Source organism: Amycolatopsis sp. NPDC051903, assembly GCF_044452505.1.
Lineage (GTDB): Bacteria > Actinomycetota > Actinomycetes > Mycobacteriales > Pseudonocardiaceae > Amycolatopsis.
The window spans coordinates 329,943-349,568 of the sequence record NZ_JBITBT010000003.1 but is presented as its reverse complement, the minus strand read 5'-3'; the positions used below and the strand labels follow the sequence as shown (position 1 = coordinate 349,568).

24 protein-coding genes are annotated in these 19,626 nt (G+C 70.1%); 8 read left to right on the top strand and 16 right to left on the bottom strand.

Annotated features, from left to right (window positions below):
- Positions 1-393: 393 nt before the first annotated feature.
- Both ACIA77_RS09215 and ACIA77_RS09210 read right to left on the bottom strand, forming a co-directional pair.
- Positions 394-1,248 carry a 3-hydroxybutyryl-CoA dehydrogenase gene (locus ACIA77_RS09215; RefSeq protein WP_395885277.1) on the bottom strand — a complete coding sequence of 285 codons (855 nt, stop codon included), beginning with the start codon at positions 1,246-1,248 and terminating at the stop codon, positions 394-396.
- Positions 1,249-1,356: 108 nt separating this feature from the next.
- Entirely contained in the window at positions 1,357-1,545 is a 189-nt protein-coding gene (locus ACIA77_RS09210; RefSeq protein WP_204092668.1) for a DUF3073 domain-containing protein, read from the bottom strand.
- 207 nt (positions 1,546-1,752) lie between these two features.
- Between ACIA77_RS09210 and ACIA77_RS09205 the strand changes: the two genes are divergently transcribed.
- Positions 1,753-2,649 carry a hypothetical protein gene (locus tag ACIA77_RS09205; protein WP_395885276.1) on the top strand — a complete coding sequence of 299 codons (897 nt, stop codon included), beginning with the start codon at positions 1,753-1,755 and terminating at the stop codon, positions 2,647-2,649.
- Here ACIA77_RS09205 and ACIA77_RS09200 read toward each other — a convergent pair.
- Genes ACIA77_RS09200 through ACIA77_RS09190 form a run of 3 tightly spaced genes read right to left on the bottom strand, consistent with a single transcriptional unit; the run spans position 2,630 to position 5,323 of the window.
- Positions 2,630-3,568, bottom strand: coding sequence for an asparaginase (locus ACIA77_RS09200; protein ID WP_395885275.1), 939 nt, complete (start codon positions 3,566-3,568; stop codon positions 2,630-2,632). The genes ACIA77_RS09205 and ACIA77_RS09200 overlap by 20 nt on opposite strands.
- Positions 3,565-4,131 carry an aerial mycelium formation protein gene (locus ACIA77_RS09195; protein WP_395885274.1) on the bottom strand — a complete coding sequence of 189 codons (567 nt, stop codon included), beginning with the start codon at positions 4,129-4,131 and terminating at the stop codon, positions 3,565-3,567. Before ACIA77_RS09195 ends, ACIA77_RS09200 begins: the two co-directional genes overlap by 4 nt.
- A gap of 49 nt (positions 4,132-4,180) precedes the next feature.
- Positions 4,181-5,323 (bottom strand): YgfZ/GcvT domain-containing protein, encoded by a 1,143-nt coding sequence (locus tag ACIA77_RS09190; protein ID WP_395885273.1) that lies wholly within the window; start codon positions 5,321-5,323, stop codon positions 4,181-4,183.
- An 84-nt stretch (positions 5,324-5,407) separates the two neighbouring features.
- On the opposite strand from ACIA77_RS09190, the gene ACIA77_RS09185 reads away from it, so the two are divergent.
- Positions 5,408-6,253 (top strand): aminodeoxychorismate lyase, encoded by an 846-nt coding sequence (locus tag ACIA77_RS09185; RefSeq protein ID WP_395885272.1) that lies wholly within the window; start codon positions 5,408-5,410, stop codon positions 6,251-6,253.
- On the opposite strand, the gene ACIA77_RS09180 is transcribed toward ACIA77_RS09185, so the two are convergent.
- The 10 genes from ACIA77_RS09180 to ACIA77_RS09135 all read right to left on the bottom strand — a co-directional run bounded on the left by ACIA77_RS09180 (position 6,250) and on the right by ACIA77_RS09135 (position 12,348).
- Positions 6,250-6,687: a hypothetical protein gene (locus ACIA77_RS09180; protein ID WP_395885271.1), complete on the bottom strand. Its 438-nt coding sequence runs from the start codon at positions 6,685-6,687 to the stop codon at positions 6,250-6,252. The genes ACIA77_RS09185 and ACIA77_RS09180 overlap by 4 nt on opposite strands.
- Positions 6,687-7,535: a biotin-dependent carboxyltransferase family protein gene (locus ACIA77_RS09175; RefSeq protein ID WP_395885270.1), complete on the bottom strand. Its 849-nt coding sequence runs from the start codon at positions 7,533-7,535 to the stop codon at positions 6,687-6,689. The genes ACIA77_RS09180 and ACIA77_RS09175 overlap by 1 nt, the downstream gene beginning before the upstream one ends.
- Positions 7,535-8,143: a 5-oxoprolinase subunit PxpB gene (gene pxpB / locus ACIA77_RS09170; protein WP_395885269.1), complete on the bottom strand. Its 609-nt coding sequence runs from the start codon at positions 8,141-8,143 to the stop codon at positions 7,535-7,537. Before pxpB ends, ACIA77_RS09175 begins: the two co-directional genes overlap by 1 nt.
- Positions 8,144-8,174: 31 nt before the next feature.
- Positions 8,175-8,789 carry an FABP family protein gene (locus ACIA77_RS09165; RefSeq protein ID WP_395885268.1) on the bottom strand — a complete coding sequence of 205 codons (615 nt, stop codon included), beginning with the start codon at positions 8,787-8,789 and terminating at the stop codon, positions 8,175-8,177.
- Positions 8,790-9,104: 315 nt separating this feature from the next.
- Positions 9,105-9,413 (bottom strand): DUF1416 domain-containing protein, encoded by a 309-nt coding sequence (locus ACIA77_RS09160; protein ID WP_395885267.1) that lies wholly within the window; start codon positions 9,411-9,413, stop codon positions 9,105-9,107.
- Positions 9,414-10,250, bottom strand: a complete 837-nt coding sequence (locus ACIA77_RS09155) for a sulfurtransferase (RefSeq protein ID WP_395885266.1) — start codon at positions 10,248-10,250, stop codon at positions 9,414-9,416.
- Between the two features lie 33 nt (positions 10,251-10,283).
- On the bottom strand, positions 10,284-10,715 hold the full coding sequence (locus ACIA77_RS09150; RefSeq protein WP_395885265.1) for a DUF4395 domain-containing protein: 432 nt from the start codon (positions 10,713-10,715) through the stop codon (positions 10,284-10,286).
- Positions 10,716-10,797: 82 nt separating this feature from the next.
- Positions 10,798-10,896 (bottom strand): putative leader peptide, encoded by a 99-nt coding sequence (locus tag ACIA77_RS09145; protein WP_395885264.1) that lies wholly within the window; start codon positions 10,894-10,896, stop codon positions 10,798-10,800.
- A 107-nt stretch (positions 10,897-11,003) separates the two neighbouring features.
- Complete coding sequence (locus ACIA77_RS09140; protein WP_395885263.1) at positions 11,004-11,441, bottom strand: TlpA family protein disulfide reductase; 438 nt, start codon at positions 11,439-11,441, stop codon at positions 11,004-11,006.
- A gap of 7 nt (positions 11,442-11,448) precedes the next feature.
- Positions 11,449-12,348: a DUF2993 domain-containing protein gene (locus ACIA77_RS09135; RefSeq protein ID WP_395885262.1), complete on the bottom strand. Its 900-nt coding sequence runs from the start codon at positions 12,346-12,348 to the stop codon at positions 11,449-11,451.
- 176 nt (positions 12,349-12,524) lie between these two features.
- Between ACIA77_RS09135 and ACIA77_RS09130 the strand changes: the two genes are divergently transcribed.
- From ACIA77_RS09130 to pstB, 6 genes are all read left to right on the top strand, one after another.
- Positions 12,525-13,268, top strand: coding sequence for a winged-helix domain-containing protein (locus ACIA77_RS09130; RefSeq protein ID WP_395885261.1), 744 nt, complete (start codon positions 12,525-12,527; stop codon positions 13,266-13,268).
- Positions 13,269-13,296: 28 nt separating this feature from the next.
- Positions 13,297-14,202 (top strand): mycothiol synthase, encoded by a 906-nt coding sequence (gene mshD / locus ACIA77_RS09125; RefSeq protein ID WP_395885260.1) that lies wholly within the window; start codon positions 13,297-13,299, stop codon positions 14,200-14,202.
- Between the two features lie 225 nt (positions 14,203-14,427).
- Positions 14,428-15,558, top strand: a complete 1,131-nt coding sequence (gene pstS / locus ACIA77_RS09120) for a phosphate ABC transporter substrate-binding protein PstS (RefSeq protein ID WP_395885259.1) — start codon at positions 14,428-14,430, stop codon at positions 15,556-15,558.
- Between the two features lie 192 nt (positions 15,559-15,750).
- Positions 15,751-16,671 carry a phosphate ABC transporter permease subunit PstC gene (gene pstC, locus ACIA77_RS09115; RefSeq protein ID WP_395885633.1) on the top strand — a complete coding sequence of 307 codons (921 nt, stop codon included), beginning with the start codon at positions 15,751-15,753 and terminating at the stop codon, positions 16,669-16,671.
- A gap of 2 nt (positions 16,672-16,673) precedes the next feature.
- A complete protein-coding gene (pstA, locus tag ACIA77_RS09110; RefSeq protein WP_395885258.1) occupies positions 16,674-17,588 on the top strand; it encodes a phosphate ABC transporter permease PstA in 915 nt (304 codons plus the stop codon).
- Positions 17,589-17,591: 3 nt separating this feature from the next.
- On the top strand, positions 17,592-18,368 hold the full coding sequence (gene pstB, locus ACIA77_RS09105; protein ID WP_395885257.1) for a phosphate ABC transporter ATP-binding protein PstB: 777 nt from the start codon (positions 17,592-17,594) through the stop codon (positions 18,366-18,368).
- 578 nt (positions 18,369-18,946) lie between these two features.
- Here pstB and phoU read toward each other — a convergent pair.
- Positions 18,947-19,618, bottom strand: a complete 672-nt coding sequence (phoU, locus tag ACIA77_RS09100; protein ID WP_395885256.1) for a phosphate signaling complex protein PhoU — start codon at positions 19,616-19,618, stop codon at positions 18,947-18,949.
- Positions 19,619-19,626 lie beyond the last annotated feature (8 nt).

The following is a 19,626-nucleotide window of genomic DNA, read 5'->3' as shown; positions in this document are numbered from 1 at the left end:
GTGCGGCCGGATCACTCGCGCCAGCGGCGAGCGTGATGGGACCATTCGCGCCTGTCGCGGCGGTGGATCAGTTGGGGCAGCACGGCCGGACTCGTGGGACCGTTCGCGCGCCAATGAGAGCACGGGGACCGGTCGCGTCGGAGTGAGCGGACCGTTCGCGCCGGGACGACGGGTCCGAGGGGACCGTTCGCACCGCTGCGGCGGGAGTGAGGGGACCGTTCGCGCCGGGACGACGGGTCCGAGGGGACCGTTCGCACCGCTGCGGCGGGAGTGAGGGGACCGTTCGCGCCGGGACGACGGGTCCGAGGGGACCGTTCGCACCGCTGCGGTGGGAGTGAGGGGACCGTTCGCACCGCAGCGGTCCGAAGGGACCGTTCGCGAGGCCCGGCGGACTCAGTACGAGTAAAAACCCCGCCCGGACTTCTTCCCCAGCAACCCCGCGTCGACCATGCGCAGGAGGAGCGGCGGGGCCGCGTACAGGGGTTCCTTGAACTCGTCGTACATCGAGTCGGCGATGGCTTTGACGGTGTCGAGGCCGATGAGGTCCGAGAGGCGCAGCGGGCCCATCGGGTGGGCGGTTCCGAGTTCCATGCCGCGGTCGATGTCTTCGGCGGTGGCGAAGCCGGATTCGACCATGCGGATCGCGGACAGCAGGTAGGGCACCAGCAGGGAGTTCACGATGAAGCCCGCGCGGTCCTGGGCGCGGATGACCGTCTTGCCCAGCGCCGCGGCGTGCTCTTCCGCGCGCCGCGCGGTGTCGTCGCTCGTGAGCAGCGAGGGGACGAGCTCCACGAGCGGCAGCACGGGCACGGGGTTGAAGAAGTGGATCCCCACGACCTGCGCCGGCCGCTGGGTGGCCATCGCGATCTTCACGATCGGGATGGACGAGGTGTTGGAGGCGAAGATCGCGTCCTCGCGGGAGACGATCTTGTCGAGCTGCGCGAAGACGTCGACCTTGGCCTGCTCCTGCTCGAGGATGGCTTCGATCACGAGATCGCGGTCGGCGAGGTCCGCCAGGTCGGTGGTGAAGCGCAGGCGCCCGAGCGCCGCGTCGGCGTCGTCCGCGGCGAGCTTGCCGTTCTTCACGGCCCGCTGCAGGGACTTCTCGATGCGCGCCTTGCCGGCGTCCAGTGCGGACTGGCTGACTTCGGTGATCACCACGTCCACACCGGACTTGGCGTGCACCTCGGCGATCCCGGAGCCCATCTGACCCGCTCCGACCACTCCGACTTTCCGGACGTCCGACACTGGCACATCTCCTTCGCGACTAGCGAGAACCGAAAATGGGCAGCACGCGACGCGCGAGGGTGGCGTCGGGCGCGTGCCCGGACCCCACCCTCGCGTAAGTCGCCCTGCTCAACGACGGTAGTCGTCGTACCCGTCGTCGTACGGGTCTTCGTACCGGTCGTCGTCCTCGTGCGTGTTGTTGTCCGAGGAATTACTCGACAGCTCGCGCTGCAAAGCATCGAAATCGGTGTCGTGGGAGCTGTACTTGAGCTCGCGCGCCACCTTCGTCTGCTTGGCCTTAGCCCGGCCGCGCCCCATGGCTCGACCCCCTCGCACAGGGGCGGGGCGGCCGGGGGAATCGGCGGCCCCGCATCGTCTCGACAGTTCTTTCCTGGTCACACCGTACCGTGTCCCGGGGGTTCGATGCGACGTGGCACGGTGTGCCGGTGGCGACAGTGTCCGCCGAACGCCGGTTACCGGCCTGTCGGTGGGGATCGGCGCAGGTGGGCGTGCCACGATGCTGTGGTGCTCCGTCCCTTCGTGGCCTATCTGCGGGTGTACGAACCCCTGCTCGCCCTGGGTGACCCGCCGGACGAGCGGCTGCGGGACGCCGTGGCCGCGGCGAAGCTGCGCCGTGCCGCGATCGGCGAACGCGAACAGTACATGTGGCTCAAGTCACAAGCCGTTGTGCCGGCTCGGTTGCTGCCCGCCGAGCTCGCCGACGGCCGGCCCGCGCCGAGCCTCACCAACGACGTCCTCGTGCTCGACCCGGCGGAGGTGCCGTCCGGGCACCCCGGCGCCGGCCCGTTCGTGTGCCCGCTCGAGCTGCGCGCCCGTTCGGCCGCCGCGCTGGTCACGTTCCTGGGCGACGCGCACCCGGCGTTGAAGAACGCGGTGCTCGACGCCGGCGGCGTCACCGCGGACCGCGCCCGCTCGCGCACGAAGGCCGCGATGTCCGACCTCACCGCCGCCGCGGCCCACACCCTGACCACGACCTGGACGGTGCCGCTGCCGTGGTTCGTCCTCGTCGACCCCGACGAGCGCAAGCTCGTGCTGGGCAAGGGCCAGAGCGACCCGGTGCGCGAACTGTCGTGGCGCACCTCGATGTCCACCGCGCTGACCCGCGCGGCGGAGGCGAGCGAGCTGATCGAGGGCGTGTTCGGTGATTCCGGCCCGGGCCGCGTGCTCTCGCAGACGCGCCAGTGGCTCGAGAGCTTCGACCCGGAGTCGGTGGTGGAACTCGACTACGGCGGCCTCGTGCAGCTGTTCGCCGACTCGATCCTCGAATCCGACACCACGGCCGAGGAGGTCCACGACATCCTCGACGCGCTGCGCACCGGCAACGTCGAAGAGCTGGCCGAGCTGTTCTCCGAGCTGCGCGAGTTCTGGGGCGACCTCGCGGCTAGGGAGCACTCCAACTGACCCGCAGGTGACCAACGGGCCGGCCGCCGCCGAGCACGGGCGGCCGCGCCAACTCGTCGAGGTCCGCGACGTCGGCACCCAGGTGCGCGAGCACGGCCACGGCCAGCGGCGCACACCCGCGCTTCGCTCCGTCGGACATCTTGAACGCCACCGCCGTGCCGTCGGCCAGGGCGAACGCCAGCACGCCCTCCGCGCCGATCTTCGACAGCAGCCCGGGCACCGCGCCCATCAGCACCGTGTCCTCCCGGTCGGTGCCGGCGACCAGCCACGGGTGCGCACGCATGGCGTCGGCCACGCGCAGCTCCGCGGAACCGGTTTCGGCCTGCACCAGCCGGCCGAACGCGCGGGCCAGGCCGGTGAGCGAGTACGCGAACAGCGGCGCCCCGCAGCCGTCGACGCCGGTGGTGGCGATCGGCTCGCCGGTCAGGTCCACCACGGTTTCGGCGATGGCCTTCTGCAGCGGGTGGTCCGGCTGCTCGTACCCGTCGGTCGGCCAGCCCGCGGCGACGCAGGTGGCGAGCATCGCGGCGTGCTTGCCGGAGCAGTTCATGGTGACGCGCAGCGGCTCGGTCGCCGCGTGCAGGCTCGCCTCGTTCAGCGGGTATGCGGGCGGGCAGGCCAGCGCCGCCGCGTCGAGGCCCGCGGCCGCGAGCATCGCCCCCACGCGTTCGACGTGGCCGGGCTCGCCGGAGTGGGATCCGCAGGCCAGGGCCAGGTCAGCGCCGTCGTAGCCGAGGCCCGCGCGCAGCAGGCCGGCACCCTGCAGCGGTTTCGTCGACGAGCGCGGGAACACCTGGCTCGTCACGTCGCCCGCCGAATGCGTGACGCTCCCGTCCGGCGCCGTGATCACGAGCGAACCGCGGTGCACGCTTTCCACGAGGCCCGAGCGCTCGACCTCGACCAGAACCGGTTCCGTCACTCTTCGTTCCGGCCCAGCTCGGAGTCCAGCAGCTCGTCGACGCTCGCGGCGCCGCGCTGGTAGCGGGCGGCGATCTCGGCGTTGAGCGTGTCCATCACGCCCTGGACCTGCCGCCGGAACGTGGACACGGACACCTCTTCGGTCGCGTACGTGTCGAGCGCCGTGGCGAGTTTCGAGTCGGTCAGCGAGCCGACGTCGGTGAGGTCGGTGTCGCCGATCAGCGCCTCGGCGTGGCGGCGGTGCTCACCCGCGCGCGACGGTTCGAGCTGCTGGTGGCGCCCGGAACCGGTTGCGGGGCCCAGTGCGTTGTCCGCGAGGATCGAGGCGAGCTGGTCGACGATGCTGGTGTCGCCGCCGGAGGACCGGCGCTGCTGCTCGGCGCGCACGATGTCGATCCGCGCGTGCAGCAGCCGGCGCAGGTACGAGAGGTCGGTCTCCTCCTGCGCGGCCTCGTCACGGCGTTCGCGCAGCACCGGCAGCGGCAAGTCGCCGACTCCGGTGAGGTATCCCGGGGCGAGGACGCGGTCGATCCGCCGTCGCCCACCGGGACGCACTTCGATCACGGGCACATCCTGCTCTAGATTCCCCCACAATGCTACCGCCGGGTTCACTTCACCCCCGGAGGCGCTGCGCGGCCTCCCGGCCGGGCGCGGCGTGCTCACCCGGCACCGAGTCGGGGTCCACCACGGCCTGCACGACCCGGTCGGTCTCCTCGTCCTCCAGGCCGGCCAGCAGTTCCGCGGCCGCCGGTACGGACCGCTTGACCAGGGCGAGCGCGATCGGGCCGAGCTCGTGGTGCTGCACCACGCTCCCGACGCGTCCCACCACCCGCTCGCCCATGCGCACGGGATCACCCGTCTCGGGCGTGATCTCGGGTGACCCGTCGAGGTGCAGCAGCGCGAGGTAGCGCGGCGGACGGCCGACGTTGTGGACCTTCGCGACGGTCTCCTGGCCGCGGTAGCAGCCCTTCGCCACGTGGGCGGCGCTGCCGATCCAGCCGACCTCGTGCGGGATGGTCCGCTCGTCGGTGTCCACCCCGATGCGCGGGTGCCGCGATTCCACGCGCAGCGCGTCGAACGTCCAGCTGCCGGCCGGGCGCGCGCCCGCGTCCGTGAGCTTCTGCCACCAGGTGGCCAGCTCTTCGCGCGGCACGAGAAGGTCCACACTGGACCGCGACGGCCACGGCACCCGGCGCGTGAAACCGCCGCCCGGCAACGCGGTCACGGCGTAGGGCGCGCTGCCGATCTCGACGCCGACCGCGCCCAGCAGCCGGTCGACCTCGGGGCCGAGGAGGGTGAGGACCGCGAGTTCCGTTGTGGCGTCGCGGATCTCGACCTTGGACCAGAACTTCATCGCTTCGAGGTATTCGCGCAGCGTCTGCTTGCCGCCCTTGGGCAGCGCGCTCGTCGCGGTCGGGCCCGGGTCGCTGTCGAGCCAGACGGTGCCGTCGACGTGCGCCAGCAGGAAGTGCGTGTCGACGTGACCCTGGCTGTCGAGCACGAGCGCTTCCGTGCCTTCGCCTTCGGGCAGCTGCGTCACGTGCTGCGAGATCACGAGGTGCAGCCACGAAAGACGTTCTTCCCCCGTGACGGCCAGGACTTCGCGGTGCGAGCGGTCGATCACGACCACACCGCGGGCGGCGGTGCGCTGCTCGGCGAAGGGATCGCCCCAGTGCCACGGCACTCCCGACTCGGGGTGCCCTTCGGGTGGAGCGATCGCGCGAGGCGTTTCCAGCAGCGGCGAGCGGTAGGCCATGACACCAGACTAGCTCTGCCGGCTTCCGCGCCACCGAACAGAAACCCGGTGTCCGCGCCGGAGCTTGTGAGTACGGTGTGGAGCATGCGCGTGCTCGCCTTCCTCGACGGATCACTGGCCGACCCCGACGCCGCCCACTTGCGCGTGGACGATCTCGGGCTGCTGCGAGGAGACGGGGTGTTCGAGACCATCCTGGTAGCAGGCGGAAAACCGCGGGAATTGCGCCCGCACCTTGATCGCCTCGCCCGCTCCGCGGCGATGCTGGATCTCCCGGCTCCGGACCTCGCCGCGTTCGAGCGAGCCGCTCGCGCGGTGATCGACAACTGGGCCGGCGGCGACGAGATCGCGTTGAAACTCGTGTACACGCGCGGGTTAGACGGCGACCCGGCCGGCACGCCGACGGCGTTCGCGCTGGGCATGGAGATCGACGAGAAGGTGCGCCGCGCCCGCGCCGAAGGGGTTGCCGTCGTGGCGCTCGATCGCGGGTTCGGGCCGGACGTCGCCGAACGCGCGCCGTGGCTGCTGCTGGGCGCGAAGACCGTGTCGTACGCGGTGAACATGGCCGCGCTGCGCGAAGCCGCCCGGCGTGGCGCCCAAGACGTGATTTTCACGGCCGCCGATGGTTCGGTCCTCGAGGGCCCGACGTCGACGGTCGTGCTGGCGCGTGATCGAACGCTGTACACGCCGCCCTCGACCGTCGGGATCCTGCCGGGTACCACGCAGGCGGCACTCTTCCGCGGCGCGGAGAAGGCGGGCTGGACCGTGAAGGTGGAGCCGTTCTCGGCCGCCGACCTGGCCGGCGCCGACGGGGTGTTCCTCGCGTCCTCGGTGCGGCTCGTGACGCGCGTGCACACGCTCGACGGCACGGCGCTGAAGGATTCGGCGGAGCTGCACCGCGAGCTGGTCACGGCCTACGAGGGTGAGTACTAGGCCGGCGCTTCGCTGATCAGCACCGCGGACGCGCACACGCCTTCGGCTTCGTACGCGGCGATCTTGTGGTGGCCGTCGAGGATGAGCGGCCGCGCGCCGGACAGCACGACGGCCACCGGGCGGTGGCCCGTGCGGATCGCGGTGCGGTAGTAGGACACGCGGGCCTCGTCGCAAGGCGGCCACTCCGAGGTGGGCACGAGGTGGTGGTCGGCGGGCAGGCGCGCGGGCCCGGCGAGCTGGTACCGGCCGTCGACCAGCAGCGCGAGCACGTCGCGCAGGGTTTCGGCCAGCGGGCGGCGCACCTGGCCCGTGGCCAGCGCGATGCGCAGCGCCTGCGGCAGCTCCACGGTCCCGCCGCCGGGCGGGTCGAAGACGCCGTTCAGCTCCAGGACACCTGTCCCACCCGTCACTGTTACCTCTTCTTCCACACCCATCAGGACGGCTGGAACCGCACGGAGGTTCCGGGGCGTGCCTGCGCGAGTGCGCCGAGTGACACTCGTCTCACCACGGCGGCCACGGGGTAGCCGCCGGTCGTCGGGTGGTCGGCGAGGAACACGACGGGCTTGCCGTTGGGCGGCACCTGGATCGCGCCGGTCAGCAGGCCCTCGCTGGGCAGCTCGGCGGAGTTGGCGCGGCGCAGCGGCCCGCCCTCGAGCCGCAGGCCGACGCGGTTGGAGTCCGGCGTGACCGTCCACCACTGGCCCAGACCGCGTGCGAGGTCGGTGAACCAGTCGTCGCGCGGGCCGAGGACCACGGGCACGACGAGCCGTTCGGCCGGGTTCGGCGCGACCACGACGTCGGCACCCGCCGGCACGCCCGTGACCGGGCCGAGCGGGACGGTTTTCCCCTCTTCGAGTGGTTCGGGTCCGATGCCGGAGAGCACGTCGCGCGAGCGGCTGCCGAGCACGGGCTCGACGGCGATGCCGCCGGAAACCGCCAGGTAGCAGCGCAGCCCGGTGGGAGGGGTGCCGACCGCAAGCGTTTGCGCCACGTTCAGGGACACGGCCGCGTGTGAACCGACGTCACGCCCGTCCACCTGCACCCGCACGAGCGGTCCCGTCACGGCGACGGTGCACGGCGCGGTGGCTTCGACGGTCAGCCCGCCGAGCAGCGCCTCGATCCCGGCCGCGCCCTCGGGGTTGCCGACCAGGCGGTTGCCGAGTTTGAGGGCGTCGACGTCCAGCGCGCCCGACGGCGGCACGCCCAGGCGCGCGTAACCGGGGCGGCCGAGGTCCTGGACCAGCGCGAGCGCGCCGGTCCGCACGATCTCCAGCGCTCGCATCAGACGCTCCGGAACCGCACGCGGTCCCCGGGCGCGAGCAGCGCGGGCCGCTCGGCGGACGGGTCGAACAGCGTCGCGCCGGTGTGGCCCAGCAGCCGCCAGCCGCCGGGCGACTCGCGGGGGTAGACGCCGGTGAACTCGCCGCCGATGCCGACGGACCCGGCGGGGACCTTCGTGCGCGGCGATTCGAGACGCGGCTGCCGCAACGGTCCGGGCAGCCCGGTCAGGTAGCCGAAGCCGGGGGCGAACCCGGTGAACGCCACGGTGTACTCGGCGCCGGTGTGCAGCCCGACCACTTCGTCGGCGGAGAACCCGGCGTCGCGGGCGACGAGCGCGAGGTCTTCGCCGTCGTAGCGGACGTCCAGCGTGACCTCCCGCGGCGAACCGGCGGGCGGGTGCGTGAGGTCCGCGTGGTCGAGCAGCTCGCGGACGGCGCCGAGTGCCGTCGAGCCGGGGGCCGCGACCACGAGCAGGCTGCGGGCCCCGGGCACGAGCTCGGTGATCCCGTCGACGCCCGCGGCCTCCACGGTGGCGCGGGCGGCCGTCATCTGCGCGAGCGAATCGCAGTCGAGCAGGGCGGCGTGCTCGCCGCAGGGCCGCCAGAACATGGTGCCGAGCTTAAGAGTGGCTGCCGCGGGGTCAGCCGACGACGCGGCGGAGCAGCGCCGACGCGTGGGGCTGCATCTCCTGGCCCACCATCGCGCGCTCCTCCACGTAGCCGAGGTCGCCGTTGATGAGGCCGTAGAGCCGCTGCGCCGCGGTGACGTCCTTGGCCGTCGCGGTGCGGATGACCGCGTCCGTGCCGAGTTCCCACGAGGTCTGGTTGCGCGGCTTGCCGTAGTAGAGCTCCACGATGCCCGAACTGTGCGTGAGCAGCAGCTCGATCGTGTCGTCCTCCTGCGGGCGCCAGAAGCCGGTCTCGCGAGCGGCGGGGCGGATGACGTTCCCGTCGTCGTCGAGTAGCCACGCGCGGGCCTCGTGCGTGAGGAACGGCCGGCCGTCGTGCGCGATGGTGAGCTGCTGGGCGAACTTGATCGGCCCGTCGATCGTCGGGTAGTCGACCTCGCCCTCACCGCGCCACACGCCGACGAGCGGCAGCAGCGCGAGGCACGCGTCGTTCAGGTTCGGGCCCTCGCGCAGGTTCGCCGTGTCGTTGGGGATCGGCAAGTCGTCCCACAACGGCAGGTTGCGCGCGCGGGTGCTCGCCGCCCGCTCTTCGGCGGCCGTGATGGCTTCGTCGCCACTGGCGGTCATGGTGCTCAGCGCTGGTCGGCGTACAGGCGGTACACGACGTAGCAGGCGAACCACACGACAGCGACGGCCGCCAGGGCCAGCAGGATCGTAAACAGGGTCTCCACAGCGAGGAGAATAGTCCGCCACCGCCCGTCAGGCCTCGCGCAGGGTCGTAGCGGTGAGGACAGTCACGGCCGCGAGCACCGTCCCGGCCACCGCCATGGCCGTGTCCAGACCTGTCCTTCGCCACGGGCCTGCCCGCACCGGGTGCCGGCCGGAGACGCGTGAAGGGCCCCTCGGCGTGAACCGAGGGGCCCTTCAGCGGGAAAAACCGCGTCAGCCGACCGAAATCGCCAGCTGGTGCAGGCCGGGACCCTCCGCCGTGACGGAGGCTTCGCCGTTGCCGGAGCGGTGCAGGGCGCGCACCGTCCACGCGCCGGGCGCGGCGTAGAAGCGGAAGTCGCCCTCGGGGGACGAGACCACCTCGCCGGTGAAGTCACCGCCGCCGTCGAGGAGGCGCACGAAGGCGCCGCCGACGGGACCTTCGGTGCCCGTCACCTTGCCGGCCAGCACGACCTGGCCGTTGGTGTCGAAGTCAGCGGGGGTGGCCACCTGAACGGGGGCGCCGCAGCCGTCGTCAGCCATTCACTTAGCTCCCAACTCGACCGGCACGCCGACCAGCGAGCCGTATTCGGTCCACGATCCGTCGTAGTTCTTCACGTCCGCGTAGCCGAGCAGCTCGCGCAGGGCGAACCACGCGATGGACGAACGCTCACCGATGCGGCAGTACGCGATGGTGGCCTTCGACTCGTCGAGGCCCGCCTCCTTGTACAGCTCGCGGATCTCGTCCTCGGACTTGAAGGTGCCGTCTTCGTTGGCGACCTTGGCCCACGGCACGTTCAGCGCGCCCGGGATGTGGCCCGGCACCTGCGACTGCTCCTGCGGCAGGTGCGCCGGAGCGAGCAGCTTGCCCGAGAACTCGTCGGGCGAGCGCACGTCGATGTAGTTCTTCGCGCCGATGGAGTCGATGACCTCGGTGCGGAACGCGCGCAGGGACGGGTCCTGGTCCTTCGCCGCGTACGTGGCCGGCTCGCGCTTGACCTCGTCGGCGTTCAGCTCACGGCCGTCGAGCTCCCACTTCTTGCGTCCGCCGTCGAGCAGCTGCACCTTCTCGTGGCCGTACAGCGTGAAGTACCAGTACGCGTAGGCGGCGAACCAGTTGTTGTTGCCGCCGTAGAGGATCACGCGGTCGTCGTTCGAGATCCCCTTCTCCGAGAGGAGTTTCTCGAACCCGGCCTTGTCGACGAAGTCGCGGCGGACCTTGTCCTGGAGGTCGTTGCGCCAGTCGAGCTTCACCGCGCCACGGATGTGCCCGTTGTCGTAAGCGCTGGTGTCTTCGTCAACCTCGACGAACACCACGCCCGGGGTGTCCAGGTTGTCTTCCGCCCACTGGGTGGTGACGAGGGCGTCTTCACGGCTCATGGGAGTGAACTCTCCTTCTGGTGTCGGTACTGCTCAGGAAGCCCGGGCCGGGCTGAAGCGCTTGATCAGCAGGTACATCTCGCACCCGAGGCAGAAGTTGAACGCGGCGTTGAGGAAGGCGGCGAACAGCGCGAACGCCGTCGCGATGATGCCCAGCGGGGTCACGCCCGCGATGAAGCCGATCGTCCCCACGAGGGCGAACACGAAGCCCACGGCCTGCGCGAACCGCAGCGGCGCCGCGTCTTCGCGTTCACTCGACGGGCCGAGCCGCGGCGCGACCAGCGTGCGGTACAGCACCGAATACGGCGCGGGCTTGAGCCCGATGAACGCGCCGATCGCGAACACCACGGTCTGCAACGCCAGCAGTGGCCACCACTGCGTCACGAGCACCACGGCGAGCACCACGGTGGTGACGATCGCGGCAAAGCGCGGGCCACGCGGGTCGACAGCCGGTCCGGCGGGCATGGTTCCTCCTGCTTCGTGAACTGGGGCGTGCGCGCGCACGCGGACACAGGACGGGTCGAACGGGCCCGGCGCGGGACGTGCCTCAGCGCCGGCCGGCGGAACGCGGACACAAGCTGCTGCGCACGCGGCACAGGTCGACTGCGCGGCGCTGCGTCAGGAGGGTGATCGGCAGCTCGTCCACGCTCGGAGGGTACCGAGAGCTCACTGAGGGTGGGAACCACGTTCATACCTTGGGACGAGTCTCAACCGCTGAGAACTATTCGCGAACGTGCAGGTCAGCGGGCTGATTCAGTGGGCGTCGGCTTCGGTGAGGTGGGGCTGGAGGGCGGCCAGCAGCTCCGGCCCCTTCGGCACCCCGCCCACGCGCAGCAACTCGCGGCCGTCCGCGGCCAGCGCCAGCGTGGTCGGCGTGCGCAGCACCGACAGCGCCTGCGCGACCTCCGGCTGGTCGGTCACGTCGAGGTCCACGTGGTGCAGGCCCGGGGTCTTCTCGGCGAGCGACGAGAGGATGGCGCGCGTGTGGCGGCACGGCGCGCAGAACGTCGTGGAGATCTGGACGAGCGTCACGGCCGACGCGGGGTCCAGGGCGTCGGCGACCGGAGCGGGCAGGGCCCGGGAAGCGGCCGCGGGCTTGGCCGTCCGCACGCGGCCGTTGCGCGCGCGAAGCAGCAACCCGACGGCCCCCGCCACGACCAGCGTGGCCAGCAGCACCCAGACTCCGGTCACCGGGCACTCACCCCTTCGACGTCGACAGATCGGCGAAGGTCACGCCGGTCGCTTCCCCCTTGATGGTGACCGAGCCGCTGTCGACGCGCACCGCGGTCGGGGTGACCGAGAGCGGCAGCGTGCTCGTGTCGATCGAGGCGCGGAAGTTCGGCAGGAGCGCCTTCTGCACGGACTGGGGAACGATCGTCGTCTCCTGGTCATTCCCGAACTGCAGCCGGTGGGGCGTGATCGTGATGGTCTTGCCCTTGAGCTCGATCAGCGCGAAGCAGAAGATCTCCACCTTCTGCCCGGCGACCTGGACGTCGCCCGACAGCCGCACGCCGGCGGTGTTGGTGTCCTGCTCGTCGCCGTCCGCGTTGGTGGTGGTCGGGTCCGGCTGCTGGCCCTGCTCGGTGTCGCCGTACTTCACGTACGCCTCGGTGCTCTGGTCGATGCGCAGGTTCTGGATCTTGTCCAGCGGCGAGATGCGCGCGATGTCCGAAGCCTTGATCGTCACGGCTCCGGTGAGCTTGCCGATCTTCACGTTCTTCGTGTTGCCCGCGGTGAGGTCGGACAACGGCGCGGTTACGTCTTCGAGTTCGGCGCTCACGCCGAGGTCGCGCAGTTCACCCCCGACCGGGACGCCGTCGGCCGAGACGCTGATGTGACTGTAGTCACCCGAGAGGGCCTGCGTGAGGAACGGGAACCCGTGGATGTCGACCGACGGGTCGTCGCTGAGGCCGAGCTGCTCGCGGGCCTTCTGGGAGATCGTGTGCTCGGCGAACGCGGCGGCCCCGAAATCGGCTCCGACCAGCAGGATCACGAGGACCCCGAGCACGATCACCCACCGGCGGACCCGCCGTCCGCGACGACGGCCGTCCGGTCGCGGAGAAGGTCGGTCGTTCCGCGTCACGGGCCTGCTCACCATCGCGTCGGTTCTCCTGTTCGTCGGGGGCCGGGGCGCTCCTGGCGGTTCCGCCAGGTGTGATCGATCCAGCACGAGCTAGGTGACGTGTTGTTCACCCGGTATTCTCACTCAGCACCGACCGAGGCCACGTCCGCGCCCGTGTGCGAGGCCATGACTTGTGAAGGCGGTGTGGCTCCATGAGCCTGGACCTTCTGGTACTGACCGCGGAACCCGACCCCACCTCGGTGCTTCCCGCCCTGGATCTGCTGCCCCACACCGTACGCGTCCGCGAGCCCGAGGTGACGGCCCTGCTCGACGCCGGTCACCGCGACGTCATCCTGCTCGACGCGCGCAGCGACCTGGCGTCGGCGAAGAGCCTGTGCCGCCTGCTCAAGGGCGCCGGCGACGACGAGGGCAGCACCCCCGTGATCGCCGTGGTCGGCGAGGGCGGACTGGTGGCCGTCAGCTCCGAGTGGCGGATGGACGACATCCTGCTGCCCACGGCGGGCCCCGCCGAGGTCGACGCGCGCCTGCGCCTGGTCACGACCCGCGACGGCGCCGTCGGGCAGGCCGACGCCGAGCTGCGCGTCGGCGACCTCGTGATCGACGAGGCCACGTACACCGCGCGCCTGCGCCGCCGCACGCTCGAGCTCACGTACAAGGAGTTCGAGCTGCTGAAGTACCTCGCGCAGCACGCCGGTCGCGTCTTCACGCGCGCCCAGCTCCTGCAGGAGGTCTGGGGCTACGACTTCTTCGGCGGCACCCGCACGGTCGACGTCCACGTCCGGCGGCTGCGCGCCAAGCTCGGCCCGGAGCACGAGCAGATGATCGGCACGGTCCGCAACGTCGGTTACAAGTTCGAGCGCCCGGCCAAGTCGGCGTCGAAGCCCGTCGCGCCGGCCGAGGCGCCGGGGGTGCCGCAGCAACTGTCCACCCGCTGACCGCCTCCGCGTGGGTAATGTCGGCTTCGTGGCGGAAACAGAGCTGACCGGGTGGACGACCGACCCCGACGTGGCGGCGGTGCGCGAAGTGCTGCTCGCCGCGAAGGACGCGGATGGGCGGCCCGAGGTGGAGGCGACGGGGCCGTTGCCGCGCGAGTTCGCCGGCGGGCTGCACCTGCTGGCCCGGGTCGGCGGGCGCCCCGCCGGCTACGCGCACCTCGACACCGACGGCGATTCTCACGGCCGCCAGGTCGCGGAGCTCGTGGTGCACCCCGAGTTCCGCCGGCGCGGCGTCGCCACCGCGCTGGCGAAGGAGCTCGTGGCGAAGGCCGCCGACGGAGCCCGCGTCTGGGCGCACGGCGACCACCCCGGCGCGGCGGCGCTGGCGAACGGGTTCCACGTGGGCCGGCAGCGGGAGCTGCTCGTCCTGCACGCCACCGTCGAGGGCGCCGACTGGCCCGAACCCGTTGTGCGCCAAGGCTTTACACTGCGCACGTTCGTCGTCGGCCAGGACGAAGAAGCCGTGATCGGGGTCAACGCGCGGGCGTTCGACTGGCACCCGGAGCAGGGCGCGTTCACCGTCGACGAACTGCGGGCCGAAGAAGCGCAAGCCTGGTTCGACCCCGCGGGGTTCTTCCTCGCCGAAGACGAGAAGGGCGACGTCGTCGGGTTCCACTGGACGAAGGTCCACGAGCCGGTGCCGGGCCGCTTCGGCGGTGAACCGGTCGGGGAGGTCTACGTCGTCGGGGTCGATCCGGCCACGCAGGGTGGTGGCCTCGGCAAGGCGCTGACGCTCGCGGGTCTGCGCTACCTGCGTGAAAAGGGACTACGCCAAGTCATCCTCTACGTCGAAGGGGACAACGCCCCTGCGCTGGCCGTGTACACGAAACTGGGGTTCAAGCGTTTCGAAACCGACGTTCAGTACGGTCGGTAATCACAATCGACGCGATGTGCGACTCGTGTTACTTTCTGCGTACACACAGGTCACGACAGGGACACGGCACCCTTTCGGGCTAGTCGCCCCGGTCACATACCGTGTCTTGTTCACTTCGCGTTCATCTGGCTAAGGGAGGCCGTCCACCGAGGCTGCCTAATGTCCGGATCCGGCGTCGCTGAAACGCGCGCCGTTCCGGCGAAGTCTCCGAGTGGAGGAAATGCAGTGAAGATCATGCGGCCTCTGGGTGCCGTGGGCATCCTGGCGAGCGCCGCTCTGGTGCTCTCCGCCTGTGGAAGTGACCCTGCGGCGAGCAACAGCAGCAACGCGAGCTCGTCCGGCGCCCCCGCCGCCACCGGCACCGCACAGGTCGACTGCGGTGGCAAGAGCCCGCTGTCGGGTGAGGGTTCCACGGCGCAGAACAACGCCGTCGAGGTGTTCAAGCTCGCCTACGGCAAGCAGTGCTCCGGCCAGCAGGTCAACTACACCGCGAGCGGTTCGGGCGCGGGTGTCAAGCAGTTCAACGGCAACCAGGTCGACTTCGGTGGCTCGGACTCCCCGATCACCGGCTCCGACCTCGAAGCCGCCACCAAGCGCTGCGCCTCCCCGGCGTGGAACATCCCGATGGTCGTCGGCCCCGTCGCCGTCGCCTACAAGCTGCAGGGCGTCGACAAGCTCACGCTGACCCCGACCGTGATCGCGAAGATCTTCAACGGCCAGATCAAGAACTGGAACGACCCGCAGATCAAGGCGGTCAAGGGCAACGAGAGCGTCACGTTCCCGGACAAGCCGATCCAGGTCATCTCCCGCTCGGACGAGTCCGGCACCACCGACAACTTCCAGAAGTACCTCGGCGCGGCTGCCAAGGGTGTCTGGACGCAGGGCGCCGGCAAGAAGTTCAACGGCGGCGTGGGCTCCGGTGCGCAGGGCTCGAACGGTGTGGCCACCGCGGTGAAGGGTGCCGACGGCGCCATCACCTACGTCGAGGGCGCGTTCGCCAAGGACGGCATCACGCCGGCCCTGATCGACAGCGGCTCCGGCGGCGTCGAGCTGACCTCGGACAACGTCGCGAAGTCGCTGGACTCCGCGAAGTTCCTGCACGATGGTTCGAACGACCTGGCGATGGACCTGAACGCCATCTACGCGAGCAACGTCCCGGGTGCCTACCCGCTGCTGCTCACGACCTACGAGATCGTCTGCTCGAAGTACTCGAACGCCGACGTCTCCAAGGCGCTGAAGGCGTTCCTGACCGTCGCGGCCACCACCGGTCAGCAGCAGCTGTCGAGCAAGGGCTACGTGCCGATCCCGCAGAGCCTGCAGGACAAGGTGCTGACGGCCGTCAAGGCGATTTCCTGATTATCCTGACCTGACTAGCGAATACAGTCTGGACAAGCCCAGTCGATGAGCGAGTCATCCTCGACGCGAACGCCCACCGGCGGCCCCGGTGGGCGTTCGTCGTCCGCCCGAGAGTTCCCGGAGGATCCGATTTCGGAGACAACGTCCGCGCCGGCGCCCGATCGGCCGCCCGCGCGGGAGAAGCCGAAGAAGGTGCGGGCCGGTGACCGCATCTTCAAGAATCTGACCACCGGAGCCGGCCTCTTCGTCGTGGTGCTGATCGGCCTGATCGGACTCTTCCTGATCATCCAGGCCATCCCGGCGCTGCGGGCGGACAAGGTGAACTTCCTGACCAACCACGGTTGGTCGACGAACGACCCGACGAACATGTCGTTCGGCATCCTCGACCTGCTCGAGGTCACCATCGCCACGTCCGTGGTGGCGCTGATCATCGCGATGCCGGTCTCGCTGGGCATCGCGCTGTTCCTCACGCAGTACGCGCCGAAGCGGCTGGCCCGCGCGTTCGCCTACGTCGTGGACCTGCTCGCCGCGGTGCCGTCGATCATCTTCGGCCTGTGGGGCATCCTCGTGTTCGCGCCGACGATCGAACCGTTCTCCCAGTGGGTGAACTCCACGTTCTCGTGGTTCCCGCTGCTGGCGCCGGGCAACGTGCAGCCGAGCGTGCGCGGCACGATCTTCACCGCCGGGATCGTGCTGGCCGTGATGATCCTGCCGATCATCACGTCGCTCTCGCGCGAGGTCTTCGAGCGCACGCCGACCACGCACATCGAAGGCGCGCTCGCCCTCGGCGCCACGCGCTGGGAGGTCATCCGCACCACGGTGCTGCCGTTCGGCAAGGCGGGTTACGTCGGTGCGTCCATGCTCGGCCTCGGCCGCGCGCTCGGTGAGACCATCGCGCTCGCCGTCATCCTCCTCATCCCGCAGGGTCGGAACTTCGACTGGAGCCTCTTCGACGGTGGCTCGACGTTCGCGTCGAAGATCGCCGCGAACTACAGCGAGTTCAACAACCCGACCTCCGCCGGCGCGTACATCGCCGCCGGTCTGGTGCTCTTCGTGCTCACCTTCCTGGTGAACTTCGCCGCCCGGTCCATCATCGGCCAGAAGGGGGACTGAGCATGACCAGCACGCTCGAACGTCCCGCCACCACTCCGGCTTTCCAGCAGGTCAGCGCCGGCCGCAAGGCCAAGAACGCGCTCGCCACGGTGCTGGTGTGGCTGGCGTTCCTCGTCGCCGTGATCCCGCTGGTGTGGGTGCTGTACACGGTGGTCGTCGACGGCATCAGGCGCATCCCGTACTCGAACTGGTGGTCCGAGGACTTCGGTTCGGTGCTGCCGGACGAGGTCGGTGGTGGCGTGCTGCACGCGATCATCGGCAGCCTGCTGCAGGGTCTCGTGTGCGCCATCATCGCCGTGCCGATCGGTCTGCTGGTGGCGATCTACCTGGTCGAGTACGGCCGCGGCAAGCTCGCCCGCACCACCACGTTCATGGTCGACATCCTCTCGGGTGTCCCCTCGATCGTCGCCGCGCTGTTCATCTACGCGCTGTGGATCACCACGCTCGGCTTGCCGCGCAGCGGTTTCGCCGTGTCGCTGGCCCTGGTGCTGCTGATGATCCCGGTCGTCGTGCGCTCGGCCGAGGAGATGTTGCGGATCGTGCCGGACGACCTGCGCGAGGCGTCCTACGCGCTGGGCGTGCCGAAGTGGAAGACGATCATGAAGATCGTGCTGCCCACGGCCCTGTCCGGCATCATCGGCGGCGTCATGATGGCCCTGGCCCGCGTGATGGGTGAAACGGCTCCGCTGCTGGTGCTCGTGGGTTATTCGTCCTACGTGCACTGGAACATCTTCGAGGGCGAGCAGGCCGCCCTGCCGCTGTTGATGAACAACGAACGCGCGACCAACTCGATCGACCCCGGCAGCGTCGGGTTCGACCGCATCTGGGGCGCCGCGCTCACGCTGGTGCTCATCATCGCGATCATCAACCTGCTCGCCACAGTGATCTCCCGCATCGTCGCCCCGAAGAAGAAGTGAGTCATGGCCAAGCGAATCGACGTCAAGGACCTGGACATCTACTACGGCAAGTTCCACGCCGTGGACAGCGTCACCCTGGCCGTGCCGCCGCGGAACGTCACCGCGTTCATCGGGCCGTCGGGCTGCGGCAAGTCGACCGTGCTGCGCACGCTCAACCGGATGCACGAAGTCATCCCGGGCGCGCGCGTCGACGGCGAGGTGCTGCTCGACGGTGAGGACATCTACGCGTCCGCGGTGGACCCGGTGCAGGTCCGCCGCACGATCGGCATGGTGTTCCAGCGCCCCAACCCGTTCCCCACGATGTCCATCAAGGACAACGTCGTGGCCGGCCTCCGCCTGGGCGGCACCAAGAACCGCAAGCAGCTCGACGAGATCTCCGAGCGCGCGCTGCGGGGCGCCAACCTGTGGAACGAGGTCAAGGACCGCCTCAACAAACCGGGCGGCGGCCTCTCGGGTGGTCAGCAGCAGCGCCTGTGCATCGCGCGCGCCATCGCGGTGCAGCCCGACGTGCTGCTGATGGACGAACCGTGCTCCGCGCTCGACCCGATCTCGACACTGGCGATCGAGGACCTGATCGGCGAACTGAAGAAGGACTACACGATCGTCATCGTCACGCACAACATGCAACAGGCGGCGCGCGTGTCCGACCAGACGGCGTTCTTCAACCTGGCGGGCGTCGGCCAGCCGGGCCGGCTCGTCGAGCTGAACGACACGGAGAAGATCTTCTCCAACCCGGACGAGAAGGCCACCGAGGACTACATCTCGGGCCGCTTCGGCTGATCGGCCGTCGAGAAGAACGGCCCCTTCGTCCGGTGTGGACGGAGGGGCCGTTTCCGTTGGTGGGTAACGGAAAGGGCCGCCTCCCGGTGGGAAGGCGGCCCAGGGGTTGTTGTTGCAACACGACTGGTTGATTGGCTTGGTTGAGGAGTTCAGGCGAGGCGCTCGGCTGGGTTGTCCCAGCCGAGCGTTTGGGTGGGCGTTGGTTGAGTTCGGTGGCGACGAAGGTGCGGTGTGGGTGCGCTCATCCTCGTTGAGGTGGCGGCCCCGCACGCCCGGGGTGCCACCGAGGTGGCTGGTGGTGCCCCGCGATACGACCCCGGGCGACGCTGCCGTTGCGCCACTTGTGACCGGTCCGGACATCGATCCCGACGATCCGGCACGCTTGCTTACTGCTCACGCCCTGCCGCACAAGATCAAAATGTGCAGCACGCTACCGACTCAGCCGCTCACGTCCCTGAGGTGTCCGATCCCCGCGGATCTCGAAGCCCATCGCGTCCCCCGAACTGGAGCGTTGCAACGACTCCTGGAACCCGCAGTGGGAAGGCGGCCCTTCGGCGGAACGTGCCCGAAGTGGACGGTCAGACGTTCAGGTCCTCGTCGGAGTCGTAGCCGGGCATGCGGCCCGTGACCACGAAGATCATGCGCTTGGCGACCGACACCGCGTGGTCGGCGTAGCGCTCGTAGAAGCGGCCGAGCAGGGTGACGTCGACGGCCGCGGCGACGCCGTAGGGCCACTCGCGGTCCATGAGGACCGTGAACAGGTGGCGGTGGATGTCGTCGACCTGGTCGTCCTCGGCCTCGAGGTCCTTGGCGGCGTTGACGTCCTTGGACTTGATGACCTGCTCCGCCTGGCGCGCGAGCTTCACGGCCGCGCGGCCCATCTCGGCGAAGTACGGCTTGACCGACTCCGGCAGCACCGGGTCGGGGTGGCGGCGGCGCGCGGCCTTGGCGACGTGCAGGGCGAGGTCGCCCATGCGCTCGAGGCTTTCGGCGGCGTGGATCGCGGCGAGCACGGTCCGCAGGTCCGTCGCGACGGGGGCCTGGAGGGCGAGCAGCGCGTAGGCCTGCTCCTCGCACTCGGCGCGCGCGTCGTCGACCTTCGCGTCGTCGCTGATCACCTGCTCCGCGAGGGCGAGGTCGACCTCCAGCAGCGACTTGGTCGCGCGCTCCATGGCATCCGCCACCTGAGCCGACATGGCGGCCAGGTTCTCGGCGAGCGAATCGAGTTCGACATGGTAGGCCTCACGCATGGACACAC

Excerpts from the sequence above, each read along its gene's own strand:
- ACIA77_RS09135 (WP_395885262.1), bottom strand. The coding sequence starts at position 12,348 with ATGGTGAGCAGGCCCGTGACGCGGAACGACCGACCTTCTCCGCGACCG.
- phoU (WP_395885256.1), bottom strand. The coding sequence starts at position 19,618 with ATGCGTGAGGCCTACCATGTCGAACTCGATTCGCTCGCCGAGAACCTG.
- ACIA77_RS09165 (WP_395885268.1), bottom strand. The coding sequence starts at position 8,789 with ATGACCGCCAGTGGCGACGAAGCCATCACGGCCGCCGAAGAGCGGGCG.
- pstA (WP_395885258.1), top strand. The coding sequence starts at position 16,674 with ATGACCAGCACGCTCGAACGTCCCGCCACCACTCCGGCTTTCCAGCAG.
- ACIA77_RS09155 (WP_395885266.1), bottom strand. The coding sequence starts at position 10,250 with ATGAGCCGTGAAGACGCCCTCGTCACCACCCAGTGGGCGGAAGACAAC.
- ACIA77_RS09185 (WP_395885272.1), top strand. The coding sequence starts at position 5,408 with ATGCGCGTGCTCGCCTTCCTCGACGGATCACTGGCCGACCCCGACGCC.
- ACIA77_RS09160 (WP_395885267.1), bottom strand. The coding sequence starts at position 9,413 with ATGGCTGACGACGGCTGCGGCGCCCCCGTTCAGGTGGCCACCCCCGCT.
- ACIA77_RS09180 (WP_395885271.1), bottom strand. The coding sequence starts at position 6,687 with ATGGGTGTGGAAGAAGAGGTAACAGTGACGGGTGGGACAGGTGTCCTG.
- ACIA77_RS09130 (WP_395885261.1), top strand. The coding sequence starts at position 12,525 with ATGAGCCTGGACCTTCTGGTACTGACCGCGGAACCCGACCCCACCTCG.
- ACIA77_RS09150 (WP_395885265.1), bottom strand. The coding sequence starts at position 10,715 with ATGCCCGCCGGACCGGCTGTCGACCCGCGTGGCCCGCGCTTTGCCGCG.
- pxpB (WP_395885269.1), bottom strand. The coding sequence starts at position 8,143 with ATGTTCTGGCGGCCCTGCGGCGAGCACGCCGCCCTGCTCGACTGCGAT.
- ACIA77_RS09190 (WP_395885273.1), bottom strand. The coding sequence starts at position 5,323 with ATGGCCTACCGCTCGCCGCTGCTGGAAACGCCTCGCGCGATCGCTCCA.
- ACIA77_RS09175 (WP_395885270.1), bottom strand. The coding sequence starts at position 7,535 with ATGCGAGCGCTGGAGATCGTGCGGACCGGCGCGCTCGCGCTGGTCCAG.
- ACIA77_RS09210 (WP_204092668.1), bottom strand. The coding sequence starts at position 1,545 with ATGGGGCGCGGCCGGGCTAAGGCCAAGCAGACGAAGGTGGCGCGCGAG.
- pstB (WP_395885257.1), top strand. The coding sequence starts at position 17,592 with ATGGCCAAGCGAATCGACGTCAAGGACCTGGACATCTACTACGGCAAG.